The organism is Agrobacterium burrii (assembly GCF_017313405.1).
GTDB lineage: Bacteria > Pseudomonadota > Alphaproteobacteria > Rhizobiales > Rhizobiaceae > Agrobacterium > Agrobacterium burrii.
Genome location: NZ_JAFLNA010000001.1, coordinates 109,950 through 127,437 on the forward strand (window position 1 = coordinate 109,950; position 17,488 = coordinate 127,437).

Sequence of the window (17,488 nt, forward strand, 5' to 3'; positions counted from 1 at the left end):
GATGGCGTTTTATAGCGGATCGCCACAGTGGCGGCCAATTCATTTCCGTGAAGGGTTCATGAGAAAAACTGCATGAATAACAGGCGCTTTGCTCTTGAAATAAGCTGCTACCGTAACCGTCCGGGCGCTCCACGCGGGAAATCCCCCGTGAAACCCCATGTGAAACCCCACATGAATCATTGTCTCATCCGGCTGTTTTAAGCAGCTGAAAAGACTCTTATTTCCCGGCAAAGCGATCGTTGGCGCGGATCAGCTGGTCAAGAATGCCCGGCTCACTCATCGCATGTCCAGCCGCCTCGACAATGTGGAAATCCGCCTTCGGCCATGCCTTGGCCAGCTGCCAGGCATATTTCAGCGGGCAGGGCATGTCGTAACGCCCGTGCACGATGACACCAGGAATATCCCCAAGCTTGCCGGCATCGCGCAGCAGTTGCCCTTCCTCCAGCCAGCCGGCATTAACGAAGAAGTGGTTCTCGATGCGTGCAAACGCGATGGCATATTTATCTTCGCCGAAATCCTCGACACGGTCAGGATCGGTGACAAGCGCGATGGTCGCGCCTTCCCACTGGCTCCATGCCTTGGCGCATTCAAGCTTCTTTGCCTCGTCAGTGCCGGTGAGATAGCGATTATAGGCCTGCATCATCTCTCCGCGCGCAGCCTCCGGGATGGGCGCGATGAATTTTTCCCACTGGTCCGGATACATTTCCGAGACGCCGAACTGGTAATACCAGTCCAGCTCCGGCCGGGTGACGGTATAGATACCGCGCAGAACCAGTTCGCTCACGCGGTTGGGATGGGTTTCGGCATAGGCGAGCGCCAGCGTCGAGCCCCAGGAGCCGCCGAACACCAGCCATTTTTCGAAGCCGAAGAGTTCGCGCAGCCTTTCAATGTCGGCGACCAGATGCCAGGTGGTGTTGGTCTCCAGTTCCGCATGCGGCGTGGAACGGCCGCAGCCGCGCTGATCGAACAGGATGACGTCGTAAAGTGCCGGATCGAAAACCCGGCGATGCGTTGGGTTCACCCCGCCGCCGGGACCGCCATGGAGGAAAACCGCCGGTTTCGCGCCACGCGTGCCCACCCGTTCCCAATAGATCACATGCCCATCGCCGACATCGAGCATACCGGTCTCGAAAGGTTCGATCTCGGGGTAAAAGCCGCGCAGTTCTTCGGTCATGGATTACTGTCCTCTGGTGGCCATTTGGCCGTGTCGTGGTCCGGATGCTGCCGGCTGTTCACCGGCGCGGGCGCGTCATCCGTTGCAGGTTCCGGCTCGACCGGCAAGCCGTCAAGCTCGGAAAACCAGTGCATCTTGCTGGTGAGATTGGACTGCGCCTCCGGTTTTATCCGCTCTGGCTCATCCAGCGAACCAAGGGTAATATTGATGAAATCGGCGCCCGGCATGTCATAAAAAAGCGGCGTGCCGCAGCGGCCGCAAAAACCGCGGCGCACATGGTCGGAAGACTGGAACCATGATGCTTCGCCGCGGGTCATCTCAAACTGCGTGAGGGTACTTGCCGCAAGTGGCATGAAATAATTGCCCGACGCCTTCTGGCACATGCGGCAATGGCATAGATGCGGATAGCGCAACCCGCCCTTGATCCGGTAACGCACTTCGCCGCACTGGCAGCCGCCGGAAAAGCCCGTCAGCTCGCCCATCAGCGACCTTCTTCCGGCGGCCAGACCTGAGTGTCGTGATCCGGGTGCTGATAGGAGTTGATCTCGGCCTCGTCCACGCCCTGTTCCACGGCCGGTTTGGAAAATAGCTGCTCGATCCACGGCATGCGCTTGTGAAAATTGACCTGCACCTGCGGCTCGATCCGCTCGGGGTGATCGAAAGCGCCGATGGCGATCTCTACGCCACCCGGATAATGATAGGTCAGCGGCGTGCCGCATTTGTTGCAGAAACCGCGATGGATCTTGGTTGAGGAGCGGAAGAGGGCAGGCTGGCCGCGTGTCCAGACCAGATGCGCCTGATCGGCGCTGACCAGCGCGCCGAAGAAATTGCCGAAATGTTTCTGGCACATGCGGCAATGGCAGATGGAGGCCCGGCCAAGCTTGCCGGCGTGAAAACGCACCGCACCGCACTGGCAGCCGCCGGAAAAGCCCGCTTCACTCATTTTCTGCTCTCCGGCGGCCAGCTTTCGGTGTCGTGGTCGGGATGCTGATAGGAGATCAGGTTGGTGAGATAGTCCACCGAGGCCAGGTCGTCTTCCGTGGGAACGGCGGGCAGCGTGTGGATGCTGTCGACGAAATCGATCTTGCGCTCGACGCCCCACTGAATGGTCGGCGGCAGGGCGGCTGGATCGTCGAAAGCACCGGCGGCAACCGCCATGCCATCCGGCGCCTCATAGGTCAAAGGCGTGCCGCATTCCGGGCAGAAGCCGCGCTTGACGACACTGGAAGACTGGAAGCGCTTCGGCTCACCGCGTGTCCATTCGAATTCGACCTCACGCACGGAGACCAGCGGCGCATAATAAGCCCCGAAAGCCTTCTGGCACATGCGGCAATGGCAGACGGAGCTGTCTTTCAGATCGCCGGTCGCGCGAAAGCGGATCGCGCCGCACTGGCATCCGCCGGTATGGGTGGTCATGGTTGGTTCTCCTTTACCGTTCGGATAATGTGGAGACAGACATTATCGATGTCTTTGAGGATATCATCGTTCCAGAAGCGGAGGACGGTCCAGCCGTCTTTTTCAAGCCGGGCGGTTCTTTCATTATCGTACCGTAATGCTGCCTCGGATGTATGTTGAGAGCCATCGATCTCGATAACAAGGCGATGATCGGAACAGGCAAAATCGACGATAAAACCGGCAATCGGCATTTGTCTGCGGAAACTCAAGCCTTCAAGGCGATGGGCGCGAATAGCGTTCCAGAGCTTCAGCTCGGCATCCGTCATTACTTTCCGCATCTGCTTCGCGTATTTGCGATGCATCGGGTCTACGTCTGCATGCGGCATGATTTGGCTCGTCGTTTAGTGCCTCGCCTTAGATTGGTCGAGCTAGCTCAAAACCGCAAGCGGATTGTGGTGAGCGAGGATACCCCCCTCTGCCCTGCCGGGCATCTCCCCCACAAGGGGGGAGATCGGCATGACGCGCCTGCGTCGCTCAATTTCGACCGAAGAGAAATGCGGGGCCTAACTACGAGCCGATCTCCCCACCTGTGGGGGAGATGCCCGGCAGGGCAGAGGGGGGTAAGCGGCGAACCGCAGCTTACCGCTTCAACTCCCACGTCGTCGTCCGCTCGCCCGTCTCCTTGTCCTTGCCATCCTTCAACTGAATGCCCTTCTCCGAAAGCTCGTCGCGCAACCGGTCAGCCTCCGCAAAGTTCTTCGCCTTCAGCATCTCGAGCCGCAATTCCACCAGCGCATCGACAGCCGAAACGATAGCCTCATCCACTTCCGCCTTCTTGGGCAAAACACCAAGCAAAGCGGCGCTGGCCGCGAAGGCCGGCAGCTTGGAAGGGTCCACATTGGCGGCGTGCGCCAGCGCGTGCAGCGCCTGCACGGCGGCAACGGTGTTGAGGTCGTCGGCAAGCGCCTCGAGTACCGTTTCATCCGGTGCTGCGTCAGAGGCATCAGCCGTCGGCCACTTGGCCAGCAGGCGTTCGGCCTCTTCCAGACGCTTCACCGAAAAGTCGATCGGTTCGCGATAATGCGTCATCAGCATCGCAAGACGAAGCACGTCGCCCGGCCATTGGCGACCGCCGAACTTTTCCGTGTGCAGCAATTCATAGATGGTCACGAAGTTGCCTTCGGACTTCGACATCTTGCGGCCTTCCACCTGCACGAAGCCGTTATGCATCCACACATTGGCCATGACATGCGTGCCATGGGCGCAGCGCGATTGCGCGATTTCGTTCTCGTGATGTGGGAAGATGAGATCGAGCCCGCCCCCGTGAATGTCGAACACCTCGCCGAGGTATCGCCCGGCCATGGCCGAGCATTCGATGTGCCAGCCGGGACGACCACGGCCCCACGGGCTCTCCCAGCCCGGCTCGTTATGCGAGGACAGTTTCCACAGCACGAAATCGCCCGGGGTCTTCTTGTGGGCTTCCACCGCCACGCGTGCGCCCGCCTGCTGCTCGTCCAGAGGCCGCTTCGAAAGCTGGCCGTAGTCGGCCATCGAGCGGGTATCGAACAGCACCTCGCCGCCCGCCGTATAGGCATGGCCGCGGGCGATCAGTCTTTCGATGAGGTCGATCATCTCGGCGATATAATCGGTGGCGCGCGGTTCGACGGTCGGCGGAAGGCAGCCGAGCATGGCCACATCCTCATGGAACTGGTCGGCGGTCTTTTTCGTCACCGCATGGATCGCGTCGTTCAGCGGCAGATGCGGATAGTCGCGCAGCGCCCGCGCATTGATCTTGTCATCGAGATCGGTGATGTTGCGGGCATAGGTCACGTGGGTCTCGCCATAGACGTGACGCAGCAGCCGGTAGAGAACATCGAACACGATGACCGGGCGCGCATTGCCGATATGGGCAAAATCATAGACCGTCGGGCCGCAGACATACATGCGCACATTATCGGCGTCGATCGGCGCAAATTCCGCCTTTTCGCGTGTCAGGGTGTTGTGGAGTTTGAGGCGCAAGGACATGCGGGTGTTCCCTAAAGGCAGTCAATTGTCCTGACCGGACCGTTTGTCTGTTGGACCTTGCGGGGAGACGAAAACGATCTGGCCGGCGGCGAACCAGCAAAATTTATTCAGCAGCAGGTGCAGATCGTTGTTTTCATGTCTTGCCTTATGGCGCGGCGGTGCCGTCCGGTCAAGAGCATCCGTGGTGACCGCATCGGCTCCCAGAGCATGAAATAGTCACTCCGGCAGGCGGTAGTCCACGAATTTCCTGTCCCGCACGACAAAGAGCTTGCCGGTTTCGGCAAGCTCAGGCGATGCAAGCGGAAGAATGGCGGCGGCGACCTCGGAAGGATGCGGCACATCTGCGGGATCTTCGCCGGGCATGGCCTGGGCGCGCATGGCGGTGCGTGTAGCGCCGGGATTGACGCTGTTGATGCGCAGCGCGCTTTTTTCGGTCTCTGCGGCCCAGGTGCGGGCGAGTGCTTCCACCGCAGCCTTGGAGGTGGAATAGACACCCCAGAAGGGGCGACAGCTATGGGCGGCCCCCGAAGACAGGATCAGCGCACGGCCGGCGTCCGATCGCAGCAGCAGCGGCTCAACCGAGCGGATCAGCCGCCAAGTGGCGGTGACATTGATGGTCATCACCCGCTCGAAGACCTTGGCCTCGATATGGCCAACCGGCGAGATGACGCCGAGAACACCGGCATTGGCGACGAGAATATCGAGCTTGCCCCAGCGCTCGAAAATATTGGCGCCCAAAGCGTCAATGGCATTCATGTCGGAGAGGTCGAAGGGAACCAGCGTCGCCGTGCCGCCGACAGCCTTGATGGCGTCGTCCAGTTCCTCAAGGCCGCCAACCGTGCGGGCGCAGGCTATGACATGCGCGCCGGCCTTGGCCAGTTCCAGCGCCGTGAAATAACCGATACCGCGCGAAGCGCCGGTGACGAGCGCGATCCGGCCCTTGAGATTGATGGTCATGTTGCCCCTCCGAAATGATTGCGCCTCCTTTTACGAAGCCACAGCGGCCGGCTGCAAGCGATTAAATCGTCGCACGGGACGGCCTGAACAAAAGGCAAGAAAAAAGCGGCCCCCGGAAGCCGGTGGCCGCTTGTTCATTCGGGCTATCAGCCGTTGCTGGCCAGCATGGAAATCTTGCTGCCCATCGCCTCGCCATTCTGGTCGAGAAGGCGGGTTGGATAGTCGCCGGTGAAATAATGATCCGTAAACTGCGGCCGCGCATGGTTGCGGTTCTCGCCGCCGACGGCGCGGTAAAGCCCGTCGATCGACAGGAAAGCCAGCGAATCGGCGCCGATGAATTTCGCCATCGCCTCGACATCGGCATATTGGTTGGCGAGCAGCTTGTCCGCATCAGGCGTGTCGATACCGTAGAAATCCGGATGGAAGATCATCGGGCTGGCGACACGGATATGCACTTCCTTGGCGCCCGCCTCGCGGATCATTTGCACGATCTTGACCGAGGTCGTACCGCGCACGATGGAATCATCCACCAGCACAACGCGCTTGCCTTCGATCATCGCCCGGTTGGCGGAATGCTTGAGCTTGACGCCGAAAGCACGGATCTGCTGCGTCGGCTCGATGAAGGTGCGGCCGACATAATGGTTGCGGATGATGCCGTATTCGAACGGAATGCCGCTTGCCTGCGCAAAACCGAGCGCCGCCGGCGTGCCGCCATCGGGAACCGGGACAACGACATCGGCTTCCAGCGGTGCTTCTTTGGCAAGGTTCATGCCCATATTCTTGCGCGTCGTATAGACGTTGCGGCCGCCGACGACGGAATCGGGACGGGCAAAATAGACATATTCGAACAGGCAGAGGCGTTCCGGCTGCGGCTTAGACGGCTTGCGCGCATCGATGGTGATCGAGCCATCCGGCTGGATTTCGCAGATGATGACTTCGCCATTTTCAACGTCGCGGACGAATTTCGCGCCGATGATATCGAGAGCACAGGTTTCCGAACAGAAGATCGGCTTGCCATCAAGTTCGCCCATGACCAACGGGCGGATACCGATCGGGTCGCGCGCGGCGATCAGCTTGGTACGCGTCATCGCCAGCATCGAATAACCGCCTTCCATCTGCCTGATAGCGTCGATGAAACGGTCGGCGGTAGAGGAGTGGCGCGAGCGGGCGATGAGGTGGAGAACGACTTCGGTATCCGATGTCGACTGGCAGATGGCGCCGGTGGCGATGATCTGGCGGCGCAGCGTCAGGCCGTTGGTGAAATTGCCGTTATGGGCAATCGAAATGCCGCCTTCTTCCAGCTCGGCAAACAACGGCTGCACGTTGCGCATCGCCACTTCGCCTGTCGTGGAGTAACGCGTGTGGCCAATGGCGATGGAGCCGGGCAGGCGGGCAAGCGTGACGGGATTTGTATAATGATCGCCGACGAGGCCCATATGGCGTTCCTGGTGGAAGCGCTTGCCATCGAAGGAGACGATGCCCGCTGCCTCCTGGCCACGATGCTGAAGCGCATGGAGGCCGAGAGCGGTGAGCGCCGAGGCGTCGGCATGGCCGAGAATGCCGAAAACGCCGCATTCTTCATGCAGCGTATCGCCGTCGATCTCTTCCTTGAAAGTGGCCCCAGGGAACGGGGAATGCGAAAGCGGCTCAATCATCCGGCTTGCCCTTGCTCTCTAACGAGAAAAAAGAAAGACCCCTCCGGTGAGCATGTCTCCCGGTCGGTCTCTCTGTGTCATGCTTGATATTTAGCACAAATAGCGCGCCTTGCATGCATTGCAAGGCGCACCCTCGTGTCAATTATTCGTTGCCGGCGGATTTGTTGCCGGCACATCTTCCGCAGGCGCCTGCGCGGCCGTCGGTTCCTGTGGCTTTCCAAGGATACGGGCGCGGATCTGCGGCTCGATATCGTCAGGCAGAACCGCCTCCAGCTTGCCCACCAGCCCGTCGAGGAACGGCTTGGACTTGGCCTGCGTCACCCATTCCGGCTGCGTCTTCACATCCACCAGCCAGTTCCAGAAGGCGACCGCGACGACAAGCAGCAGAATGCCGCGTGCTGCACCGAACAGGAAACCGAGCGTGCGGTCCAGCGCGCCGATGCGGCTGTCGATGATGAAATCGGCAATGCGCGAGGTGATGAAAGAAATCACGATCAGCGAGACGAGGAAGACCACGCCAGCCGAACCGGCAATGGCGATCTTGTCATCATCGGTATAGTTGCGCGCATAGGGCAGCAGGACCGGATAGAGATAATAAGCGGCGGCGACCGAACCGGCCCAGCTTGCGATCGACAGAATCTCGCGGGAAAAACCGCGTACCATCGCGAGAACGGCGGAGAAAAGAACAACGGCGATGACGATGCCGTCGAAAATTGTAATGGGCATATACCAACTCCGGAGGTGCGACGCCTTGTCAGACGCTGCCTTGCCAATTTTGCGATCCTCTTACACCACTGTTTCCCTTGGCGAAAGGATCAATATTCGTCGTCCTCAACCTGTTTGAACCGGTTGCCGGAGCCGGCGATGCGCGCCACGAGGTCCGGAAGGCTTTCAATTTCCGTCCAGCGACCCTTGCCCGCTTTCGGCAATTCAGCCGAACCAGACGGCAGAAGTGCGGCGGAAAAACCAAGTTTCTCAGCTTCTTTCAACCGCTGCACCGTGTGCGCCACCGGCCGCACCGCACCCGACAGGCTGATTTCGCCGAAATAGACGCAATCGGCCGGCAGGGCAAGACCGGCAAGCGAGGAAACCAGTGCAGAGGCAATCGCCATATCCGCCGCCGGTTCGGAAATACGGTATCCGCCCGCCACATTGAGGTAAACGTCGTGTTGACCGAGCTTCACGCCGCAATGGGCCTCCAGCACCGCAAGAATCATCGCAAGCCGCGAACTGTCCCAGCCGACGACGGCACGGCGCGGCGTGCCAAGCGAGGTGGCCGCCACCAGCGCCTGCACTTCGACGAGCACCGGACGGGTGCCTTCGATACCGGCAAAAACCGCAGCGCCGGGGGATTTTTCATTGCGCTCGCCCAGAAACAGTTCGGAGGGGTTGGAGACTTCCCGCAGACCGCCATCCGACATTTCGAACACGCCGATCTCGTCCGTCGGCCCGAAGCGGTTCTTTACGGTGCGCAAAATACGGTAATGGTGGCCACGATCGCCTTCGAAATAAAGCACGGCATCGACCATGTGCTCCACCACGCGCGGCCCGGCGATCTGGCCTTCCTTGGTCACATGGCCGACAAGCACCATGGTCGCGCCCGTCTGCTTGGCGAAACGGATCATCGCCTGCACGCCGGTGCGCACCTGCGTCACCGTGCCGGGGGCGGAATCGGCCGTGTCGCTCCACAGTGTCTGGATGGAATCGATGATGATGAGATCGGGCCGTTTGCCTTCCGAAACCGTCGCCAGAATATCTTCGACATTGGTTTCCGCTGCCAGCAGCACATCGGTATCTGCAGAACCAAGTCGCTGGGCTCGCAGGCGCACCTGCGCCACGGCTTCTTCGCCCGAAACATAGATGACACGGTGTCCGCGCCGCGAAAGGGCGGCCGCCGCCTGCATCAGCAGGGTCGATTTGCCGATGCCCGGATCGCCGCCGATCAGGACCGCCGAACCGCGCACGAAACCGCCGCCGGTCGCCCGGTCCAGTTCGCTGATGCCGGTCGGAATGCGCGGCGCTTCCTCGATCTCGCCGGACAGCGATGTCAGCGTGACGGGTCTGCCCTTCTTCGGCACCTTGCCCGGCCCGGAACCGATGCCGCCCATCGGGTCTTCTTCGACGATGGTATTCCACTCGCCGCAGCCTTCGCATTTCCCCGCCCAGCGGTTATGCACCGTGCCACAGTTCTGGCACACGAATTGAGTCTTGGCTTTGGCCATGTGTTTTCAGTTTTCTTCTTGTTTGAAATCTTTGGCGGAGATGTCCTGATGGCCGTGCAGCACGCGCAGAACATACATCTTCTTGTCATCGACAACGAAATAGATGCACCGATCACGATAGGGGAAAGCCCGCAAATTCGGCGCAAAGCTCCGAGGTACGCCTGTTATCCCGTATCGTGCCAGCGAGATCATTTTAACGTTGATATCGTCCAGAAAGCGCCTTGCAGCAACGGGATTGAATTGCGCGATATAATTATGATCGGCGAGAAGATCGTCCAGCGCCCGTGCGGTGATCACCAGACGCCTTCGCTTCATTCTGTTCCCCCGCGAGCTTTATGATATGTGCGGTTAAATCATTCGCCGTGGAAAATTCCATCACCCGGCCGGCTTCCACATCGTCTAGCCCTTCCTGGATCAGTCGCTGAAGCTCTACGAGCTTGCCTTCCTTACTGCCAAGCAGACGCAAACCGGCGGATATCACCGCATCTGCATCCTCAAAGATGCCCGCCGCCACCTGCTCCTCAATGAACTTCTCGTCCTGCTCGCTCAAATGGATTTCGGGCATTTCGATCTCCTTTTGTTCTCTTGTAGCATAGGTCGCTTCCGCTTTCCAAGAGCTAAGGTCTCAGCTTACTCGTCAGCCATCAGATATTGCCGCTCGTAGCGCAGGCCAAGCCCTGTCAGCATTTCATAGCCGATGGTGCCGGCCGCCCGCGCGGTCTCATCGACCGGCACATTCGGGCCGAAAAGCTCGATGTAATCGCCGCTGCGAATGGCATTTGCGGGCACATCCGTGACGTCGAAAATGGTCAGGTCCATGGTCACGCGGCCGGCCACCGGCACCTTATAACCATTGACCACGCCATATGCGCCGCCATGGCCCATTTCGCGCAGCGGAATGCCAGAGCCGGAAAGCGAACGCTGATACCCATCGGCATATCCCACGGAGGCGATGGCGAGCCGGCTTGCGCGTTTGAGCAGGAAGCTGCCGCCGTAGCTCACCGTCTGGCCTTCGCCGGCCTCGCGTATCTGAATGATCCGCGCCTCTGCCTTGGCGACGGGCCGCATGGGGTTGGGCATATCGTTGACCGCCTCGCCGCCATAAAGGGCGATGCCGGGGCGGGTGAGGTCGAAGTGATAATCGGAGCCGAGAAATATTCCGGCAGATGCCGAAAGGCTTGATTCGATACCTTCGAAAGCACCGCTAACCCTGCGGAATGATTCGAGCTGGACCCGGTTCATCGGCGAAGATGGCGTATCGCCGCAGGCGAGATGCGACAGCACCAGAACCGGATCGAAACTCGCCGGCCGCGTCACGTCGTCGGCCAGAAACAGCGCGTCGTCGAGCGGCAGCCCAAGCCGGTTGAAGCCGGTATCCACATGCAGCGCGCAGGGGTGGTCGCCACGCTCGGCCACCGTCGCCATCCAGAAGGACAGCTGCTCCTCGGAGGCCAGCACCGGCACCAGATCATTGTCGAAGACCTGCCGTTCCTGCCCCTGCCAGATGCCTGATAGCACGAAGATGCGCGCTTCCGGGGCATAGGAACGCAGGGTAGCGCCCTCGGCCACCGTCGCCACGAAGAAATCCCGCGCGCCGGCATGGTAGAGGGTGGCACCGCAATCCTCGATGCCGAGACCATAGGCATCGGCCTTGACGACAGCCGCCGTCCGCGCGCTTCCCGAACGCTTTTTCATATCCCGCCAATTGTCGGCGAGCGCGCCGAGATCAATGGTGAGCCTTAGTGGCGCGTGTTCGAAAGCGTCGGTTTCATTTTCAGCAAATGTGTCTTCGAAGTCGTCTGTCATGCCATGCGTCCGGTTGATTTTTGAACCGGCCAGACCCTAGCACTTTTGTTCAAGACGGTAAGGATCGAATGCTTTAAACTCGGCTCATGCACAATGTTTCGCAGGAACAGGCCATAGATGTCATGCCGATAGCCGCGACGGAAACGACGCGTTTCTGGCGCGACCGGCGTTTCGGCGGCATGGAATGTCTGAGCGCGACGTTTCTCACCCACGAATATTCGCCGCATGCGCATGATACTTTCTCGATCGGCGCAATCGAAAGCGGCTCGCAGATTTCCACCATTCAGGGCACCACCGAACAGACGGGGCCAGGCCATCTTTATCTCATCAACCCGGATGAGGTTCACGACGGCGCGCCGGGCGGCGGCGGTTATCGTTACCGGATGATCTATCCCGACAGCTTGCTGCTGCGTGATGTCATCGAGGATGTCACGGGCAGGGTCTTTCACGGCACACCGTCTTTTCCAAGGTTTCTGCCGCGCGATCCGCAGATGGCCGCAGCATTCCAGATGGCGCACCGGCGGCTGGAAACGAAATCCGGCGCTCTGGAAGCGGATGAGGGCATGTTCTCGGTTCTCGCCGCCCTGTTCGGCAGGCACGGCAGCGCCATCCTCCTGCCCATCGAAACCCGCGAGAAAACGGCTGTTCATGCCGCCCGGGATTATCTGTCCGACAATTACGAGACGGATATCGGCCTGGAGGAGCTGGCCTCGATTGCCGGTCTCAGCCGCGCGCATCTGATCCGGGCGTTTAGGAGAGAATTTCATATCACGCCGCACGCCTATCTCACGGATGTGCGCATCCGGCAGGCGCGCCGGCTGCTGCGGGCTGGTGAGATGCCGGCTGATGTTGCGGCGCTTTGCGGTTTTGCCGATCAGGCGCATTTCACGCGGCATTTCAAGGCGCGCACCGGCGTCACACCGGGGCAATTCCGGCTGGCGTGATCTGCCACCTGCGTTTGCGCCGCGATGTCACTTTCATTCAAGACCTTTAGATTTTCCGGGCGTATCGCACTCTTCTGAAAAGGAGAATGCGATGTCCATATCGGAAAAGCGCGCGGAATTCGGGGCGGGGCTGAGAGCTGCTGCCCCCTTGCTGGTCGCCATGGTGCCGATTGGCGTGGTGTTCGGCGCGGTCGCCATCGGCAAGGGCCTGTCGCCGCTGGAAGCCTCGCTAATGTCGCTGCTGGTCTTTGCGGGCGGCTCGCAATTTGTCGCCATGGATTTGTGGACACATCCGGCGAGCTGGAGCGCACTCGGCTTTGCCGCGTTGCTGGTCAATCTGCGCCATGTGCTGATGAGCGCCTCCATCGCCGGCAAGCTGGATGATTTTACCGGCTGGCGAAAATATGCGGCCATGCTGGTGCTGACGGATGAATCCTGGGCGCTGTCGGAATTTCGGGCGATGACGGCAAATTTGACCGCAGCCTTTTTTATCGGCGCGGCGCTGCCGATCTATCTGCTCTGGAACTTTAGCACACTTGCAGGCGCGCTGCTCGGCTCGGTCATGGGCGACATGTCGATCCTCGGTCTAGATTTCGCTTTCCCGGCCGTCTTCATCGTGCTGCTTATGGGGTTCTGGAAGGGCAGGGAGACAGGCTTCGTGCTGCTGGCAAGCGCATCCGCCGCCTGTCTCACCCATGCGCTGGTTCCGGGCGCCTGGTATATTGCAGCCGGCGCCCTGGCGGGGCTTGCCGTCGCTGCCTTCGGTCACGAAGAACAGGCGGAGCAGCCGGCATGACGCTTGATGTCAATACCCTGCTGACGATCCTTGCCATGATGGCGGCAACCGTTGCCACGCGTCTGGGTGGCCTGCTGCTGGTCAGCCATTTCACCCTTACGCCCCGCCTGAAGAAGGCGCTCGGTGTGGTGCCGCCCGCCGTTCTGATGGCCGTTGTCACGCCGACAGCACTTGCCAGCGGCCCGGCTGAAACCATCGCCTGCGGGGTGACCGCGATTGCGGCGCTGCGTCTCAGCCTGCTGCCGGCCGCCACGCTCGGCGTCGTCACGGTGGCGTTGCTGCGCGGAATCGGATTGTAAGAAAACCCTGCCAAGGCCCTGAAAAGACTCCCTCGCTCATATCGAACGCAGGGTAGGCGGTGAGGGCGAAAACAGTTTCGCCCTCATGATCCGGTTCGAGCATTTCCGTCAAAAGTGCGAAGCGGTTTTACGTCCGCAAAATGCGTAAAACAAAGAGATAGAGCGCTTTCGCGTTTCGGAGAAAAGCGGAAGCGCTCCAGGATCAATGCTCCTCGTACTGGCTGAAGCTCGAGTCGGCCAGATCCGCGAAACGGGTGAATTCGGACTGGAAGGCGAGCTTCACCGTGCCTGTCGGTCCGTGACGCTGCTTGGCGATGATGACGTCGGCGGTGCCTTTTACCTTATCGAAAAGGGCTTCCCACTCCGCATATTTGGGATCGGAAATATCCCGCGGCTCCATGTTCTTGACGTAATATTCCTCGCGGAACACGAACAGCACAACGTCGGCGTCCTGCTCGATGGAGCCGGATTCACGCAGGTCGGAAAGCTGCGGGCGCTTGTCCTCGCGGCTTTCCACCGCACGGGAGAGCTGTGACAGCGCAATGATCGGAACGTTGAGTTCCTTGCCGAGCGCCTTGAGACCCGTGGTGATCTGGGTGATTTCCTGCACGCGGTTTTCACCGCTCTTTCCGGCGCCGGTCATCAGCTGAATATAGTCCACGACAAGAACGTCAAGGCCACGCTGGCGCTTCAGGCGGCGCGCGCGGGCGGAGAGCTGGGCGATGGAGATACCACCGGTCTGGTCGATGTAAAGCGGCACCTTCTGCATCATCTGGCTGCAGGCGACGAGCTTTTCGAAGTCCGATTCAGTGATGTCACCGCGGCGGATTTTCGAGGACGACACTTCCGTCTGCTCGGAAATGATACGGGTAGCCAGCTGTTCGGACGACATTTCGAGCGAATAGAAACCGACGACGCCGCCGTTTTTCGCCTTGAACGAACCATCAGGCTGCACTTCCTGATCATAGGAGGCCGCGATGTTATAGGCGATGTTGGTGGCGAGCGACGTCTTGCCCATACCCGGACGACCCGCAAGTACGATAAGGTCGGAACGCTGCAGGCCGCCCATGCGGGCGTCAAGCGAATGAATGCCGGTGGAAATGCCGGAGAGATTGCCGTCACGCTCGAAAGCGGCGCCCGCCATGTCGATCGCCAGCGCAACCGCATCGTTGAACGACTGGAAGCCGCCGTCGTAACGGCCGGTTTCCGCCAGTTCGAACAGACGGCGCTCGGTGTCTTCAATCTGCGCCTGCGGCGGCATGTCCAGCGGCGCGTCAAAGGCGATGTTGACGACATCCTCGCCGATCTGGATCAGCGCGCGGCGCAGCGCCAGATCGTAGATCGCCCGGCCGTAATCCTCGGCGTTGATGATCGAGACGGCTTCTGCGGCCAGACGCGCCAGATATTGCGCCACCGTCAGGTCGCCGACCTTGTCGTCGGCGGGCAGGAAGGTCTTGATCGTCACCGGATTGGCGGTCTTGCCCATGCGGATGATATCGCCCGCCACCTCGAAAATCTTGCGATGCAGGGCTTCGTAAAGATGCACGGGCTTCAGAAAATCCGAAACACGGTAATAGGCGTCGTTATTGACGAGGATAGCGCCAAGCAGCGCCTGTTCGGCCTCGATATTGTTCGGTGCCTCGCGGTAATGCGGTTCTGCGGGGGTGATCTTTCTCACAGCGTCGTTCATGGTTTGCGCGATCTCCCTTGCCTTGTCCTTAAGCCTTGGGTTTGGCTTCCTGGGGCATGGCAGTCAATGATATTGTTGCAACACTATACGGCAGGCTGACGTCCGCTCTGTAAAGCTGGATCACATCTTCAGTTGTCCCCAGCAATCCACAGGCGGGTGGGGACAAGGCGCCGGAATTTTCCGGCAACGTGATTCGCTGCCATGAGTTTACCGCATAGCAGACCCGGCATGAAAGAAACTTGAAAATCGTCAGGCTTACGAATAAATAGGCAGAAAATAAGTAGTGTGCTAATTATAAGGCTTGCTGACATGTCCCGCGAGACCGACAAGGAACAGCTTCTCGATGAGGTTTCCGCTTTCACCCGCAAACTGCGCGCGTTTTTTGATGCGCGGGTAGGGGAAAGCGGCCTGACGCTGGCGCGTGCCCGTGCGCTTTTTGCCCTGTCGCGGCGTGGCCCGCTGACGCAGACCGAGCTTGCCGAAGAAATGGAAATCGAAACTCCGACGCTGGTGCGGGTTCTCGATGGCATGGAAAAACAGAACCTTATCGAACGCCGCTCCGATGAAAACGACCGCCGCGCCAAGCGCATCCACATGACGGAAGAGGGTGAAAAGACCTCCGGCGCGGTGCAGGCGGTGGCAAAGACGCTGCGCTCGGAAATCACCGCCGATATTTCCTCTGAGGATCTGGCCAAGACGCTGGATGTGATGCGGCGGCTTTCGACCAATCTGCAAAACCTTGCGGCCGGGAGGGTGCAATCATGAGCACCGTGTTGCCGCAGACCACGGACGAAGCTGCCGCTGAAAAGGATGTGACTGTTGTCAGGCCAGAGGAAACCGTGGCTACCACTCAAACGGCGAGCGATGCCGATGGTGGTGAGATCTCGACGGAACCTGCTGTTCCCGCCGCACCGCAGCCGGTTGAGCGGCCGGTGTGGCTGCGGCTGTGTTTCATTTTTGCAGGCCTGTCGTTCTTCATAACCCAGGGTCTGGGCATGAACCTCGTCATGGCCAATATCTACCAGTTACAGGGCGAATTTTCCGCCACGGTGGCTGAGGTGGCATGGCTTTCCGCCGCCTATATGGCACCCTATGCCACGTTTTCCATCGCGCTCTTCAAGATCAGGGCGCAATATGGCCTGCGACCCTTTGCAGAAGTCTCGATCATCACCTTTGTCGTCGCTTCCTGTCTCAATCTGTTCGTGACGGACCTGCATTCGGCAACCGTGATCCGTTTCGTCAGCGGCATGGCCGCCGCGCCGATCTCGTCACTTGGATTCCTTTATATTCTCGAGGCCTTTCCGCCGGCGCGGAAATTCTCGCTCGGTTTCAGTATTGCGCTGACAGGCACATTGCTGTCGGCACCCATCGCGCGCATGGTTTCTCCGTCCCTGCTGGAAATCGGCGGGTGGAACGCGCTGTATTCCATGGAAGTGGGCTTTGCGCTGATCTCCTTCGCCATGATCTATGTGCTGAAAGTCACGCCGCCGCCGCGCGCCAAAGTCATCGAGCGCATGGATATTCTGAGCTATCTGCTGTTTGCGGGCGGTCTCGGTTGTCTGGCGGTCATGCTGACGCTCGGCCGGTTCTACTGGTGGTTCGAAACATGGTGGCTGGGCGTGCTTCTGGCGACGTCGATCGCGCTCCTGACGCTCATGGCCTTCATTGAATTGCCGCGCAAGAACCCACTGCTCGACCTGCGCTGGATTTTCTCGAAAACCAACCTGCATGTTATCGCTGTCCTGCTCGTCTACCGCGCGGTTTCATCCGAGCAATCCTCAACGGCGGTCGGCTTTTACCAGCAACTTGGCCTGCTGAACGAACAGACGACGACGCTTTATGCGCTGGTGCTGCTGGCGACGGTGCTTGGCGGTGCGGCCTGCGCCTGGCTGATGCTGACGAAATATGTCGATACGGCCCATGTGATCGCGCTGACGCTGATTGCGGCCGGCTCGTTCATGGACAGCCAGTCCACCAATCTGACGCGGCCGGCGGAGATGTACCTCAGCCAGATGATGATCGCCTTCGGCGCTGCCATGTTCCTGCCGCCCGTCATGTCCAAGGGATTTGCCGCAGCACTTGCGCGTGGCGCGCCCTATCTGGTGAATTTCATCGCCATCTTCCTGTTCACCCAGATCACAGGTTCGATGCTGATGACCGGGTTGCTCGGCAGTTTCGTGACGCTGCGCGAAAAATTCCATTCCAACGTTCTGGTGGAAAATATCCTGCTCACCAACCCCGTGGTCGCCCAGCGCGTATCCCAGCTTTCCGGCGCTTACAGCCATGTCATCACCGATCCGGCGCTGCTGAAGGCCGAGGGGCTGTCGCTTCTGGGACAGCAGGTCAGCAGGGAGGCCTATGTGCTCGCCTATAACGACACATTCCTGCTGATATCGGTTGTTTCGGCGCTGGCGCTGGCAGCGCTTTTACTCCACCTTGCATGGATGCGCATCCGTCCGTTCCTTTTCCGGGACAATGTCGAAGCCGCACCGGCACTACAGTCTTGAACATTCCAAGAGTGACAA

19 protein-coding genes are annotated in these 17,488 nt (G+C 59.9%); 5 read left to right on the top strand and 14 right to left on the bottom strand.

The genetic code is table 11. The annotated features are described in order from the left end of the window. Positions 1 to 217 precede the first annotated feature (217 nt). The 13 genes from pip to alr form a co-directional block, all read right to left on the bottom strand. A complete protein-coding gene (gene pip, locus JZX89_RS00715) occupies positions 218 to 1,174 on the bottom strand; it encodes a prolyl aminopeptidase (RefSeq protein WP_207132805.1) in 957 nt (318 codons plus the stop codon). Continuing rightward, entirely contained in the window at positions 1,171 to 1,656 is a 486-nt protein-coding gene (locus JZX89_RS00720) for a GFA family protein (protein ID WP_207132806.1), read from the bottom strand. Before JZX89_RS00720 ends, pip begins: the two co-directional genes overlap by 4 nt. Beyond that, positions 1,656 to 2,117 (bottom strand): GFA family protein, encoded by a 462-nt coding sequence (locus JZX89_RS00725; protein WP_207132807.1) that lies wholly within the window; start codon positions 2,115 to 2,117, stop codon positions 1,656 to 1,658. Before JZX89_RS00725 ends, JZX89_RS00720 begins: the two co-directional genes overlap by 1 nt. Beyond that, positions 2,114 to 2,590, bottom strand: coding sequence for a GFA family protein (locus tag JZX89_RS00730; protein ID WP_207132808.1), 477 nt, complete (start codon positions 2,588 to 2,590; stop codon positions 2,114 to 2,116). The genes JZX89_RS00725 and JZX89_RS00730 overlap by 4 nt, the downstream gene beginning before the upstream one ends. Further along, on the bottom strand, positions 2,587 to 2,955 hold the full coding sequence (locus tag JZX89_RS00735; protein WP_207132809.1) for an endonuclease domain-containing protein: 369 nt from the start codon (positions 2,953 to 2,955) through the stop codon (positions 2,587 to 2,589). The genes JZX89_RS00730 and JZX89_RS00735 overlap by 4 nt, the downstream gene beginning before the upstream one ends. 253 nt (positions 2,956 to 3,208) lie before the next feature. After that, complete coding sequence (gene cysS / locus JZX89_RS00740; protein ID WP_207132810.1) at positions 3,209 to 4,594, bottom strand: cysteine--tRNA ligase; 1,386 nt, start codon at positions 4,592 to 4,594, stop codon at positions 3,209 to 3,211. A gap of 216 nt (positions 4,595 to 4,810) precedes the next feature. After that, positions 4,811 to 5,551, bottom strand: a complete 741-nt coding sequence (locus JZX89_RS00745) for an SDR family NAD(P)-dependent oxidoreductase (protein WP_149897962.1) — start codon at positions 5,549 to 5,551, stop codon at positions 4,811 to 4,813. Positions 5,552 to 5,697: 146 nt separating this feature from the next. Continuing rightward, positions 5,698 to 7,206, bottom strand: coding sequence for an amidophosphoribosyltransferase (purF, locus tag JZX89_RS00750; RefSeq protein WP_149897961.1), 1,509 nt, complete (start codon positions 7,204 to 7,206; stop codon positions 5,698 to 5,700). Positions 7,207 to 7,344: 138 nt separating this feature from the next. Then, positions 7,345 to 7,932 carry a CvpA family protein gene (locus JZX89_RS00755; RefSeq protein WP_046798795.1) on the bottom strand — a complete coding sequence of 196 codons (588 nt, stop codon included), beginning with the start codon at positions 7,930 to 7,932 and terminating at the stop codon, positions 7,345 to 7,347. An 89-nt stretch (positions 7,933 to 8,021) separates the two neighbouring features. Continuing rightward, positions 8,022 to 9,428, bottom strand: a complete 1,407-nt coding sequence (gene radA / locus JZX89_RS00760) for a DNA repair protein RadA (RefSeq protein ID WP_149897960.1) — start codon at positions 9,426 to 9,428, stop codon at positions 8,022 to 8,024. Between the two features lie 6 nt (positions 9,429 to 9,434). Then, on the bottom strand, positions 9,435 to 9,743 hold the full coding sequence (locus JZX89_RS00765; RefSeq protein WP_153513491.1) for a type II toxin-antitoxin system RelE/ParE family toxin: 309 nt from the start codon (positions 9,741 to 9,743) through the stop codon (positions 9,435 to 9,437). Then, positions 9,682 to 9,993, bottom strand: coding sequence for a type II toxin-antitoxin system ParD family antitoxin (locus JZX89_RS00770; RefSeq protein WP_207132811.1), 312 nt, complete (start codon positions 9,991 to 9,993; stop codon positions 9,682 to 9,684). Before JZX89_RS00770 ends, JZX89_RS00765 begins: the two co-directional genes overlap by 62 nt. A gap of 65 nt (positions 9,994 to 10,058) precedes the next feature. Continuing rightward, on the bottom strand, positions 10,059 to 11,234 hold the full coding sequence (alr, locus tag JZX89_RS00775; protein WP_207132812.1) for an alanine racemase: 1,176 nt from the start codon (positions 11,232 to 11,234) through the stop codon (positions 10,059 to 10,061). Between the two features lie 86 nt (positions 11,235 to 11,320). Here alr and JZX89_RS00780 point away from each other — a divergent pair, with 86 nt between their 5' ends. The 3 genes from JZX89_RS00780 (at position 11,321) to JZX89_RS00790 (ending at position 13,273) form a co-directional block, all read left to right on the top strand. Beyond that, positions 11,321 to 12,178: an AraC family transcriptional regulator gene (locus JZX89_RS00780; protein ID WP_207132813.1), complete on the top strand. Its 858-nt coding sequence runs from the start codon at positions 11,321 to 11,323 to the stop codon at positions 12,176 to 12,178. 91 nt (positions 12,179 to 12,269) lie between these two features. Beyond that, the gene (locus JZX89_RS00785; protein ID WP_207132814.1) at positions 12,270 to 12,974 is read left to right on the top strand and encodes an AzlC family ABC transporter permease; all 705 of its coding nucleotides are present in this window, start codon (positions 12,270 to 12,272) and stop codon (positions 12,972 to 12,974) included. Further along, the gene (locus tag JZX89_RS00790; RefSeq protein WP_207132815.1) at positions 12,971 to 13,273 is read left to right on the top strand and encodes an AzlD family protein; all 303 of its coding nucleotides are present in this window, start codon (positions 12,971 to 12,973) and stop codon (positions 13,271 to 13,273) included. Before JZX89_RS00785 ends, JZX89_RS00790 begins: the two co-directional genes overlap by 4 nt. 202 nt (positions 13,274 to 13,475) lie before the next feature. Here the strand turns inward: JZX89_RS00790 and JZX89_RS00795 are convergent, their stop codons facing one another. Beyond that, positions 13,476 to 14,963, bottom strand: a complete 1,488-nt coding sequence (locus JZX89_RS00795) for a replicative DNA helicase (protein WP_149897954.1) — start codon at positions 14,961 to 14,963, stop codon at positions 13,476 to 13,478. Positions 14,964 to 15,272: 309 nt separating this feature from the next. On the opposite strand from JZX89_RS00795, the gene JZX89_RS00800 reads away from it, so the two are divergent. Together JZX89_RS00800 and JZX89_RS00805 are read left to right on the top strand one after the other, a co-directional pair. Further along, positions 15,273 to 15,728, top strand: coding sequence for a MarR family winged helix-turn-helix transcriptional regulator (locus tag JZX89_RS00800; protein ID WP_207132816.1), 456 nt, complete (start codon positions 15,273 to 15,275; stop codon positions 15,726 to 15,728). After that, a complete protein-coding gene (locus JZX89_RS00805; RefSeq protein ID WP_207132817.1) occupies positions 15,725 to 17,470 on the top strand; it encodes an MFS transporter in 1,746 nt (581 codons plus the stop codon). Before JZX89_RS00800 ends, JZX89_RS00805 begins: the two co-directional genes overlap by 4 nt. Positions 17,471 to 17,488: the final 18 nt, after the last annotated feature.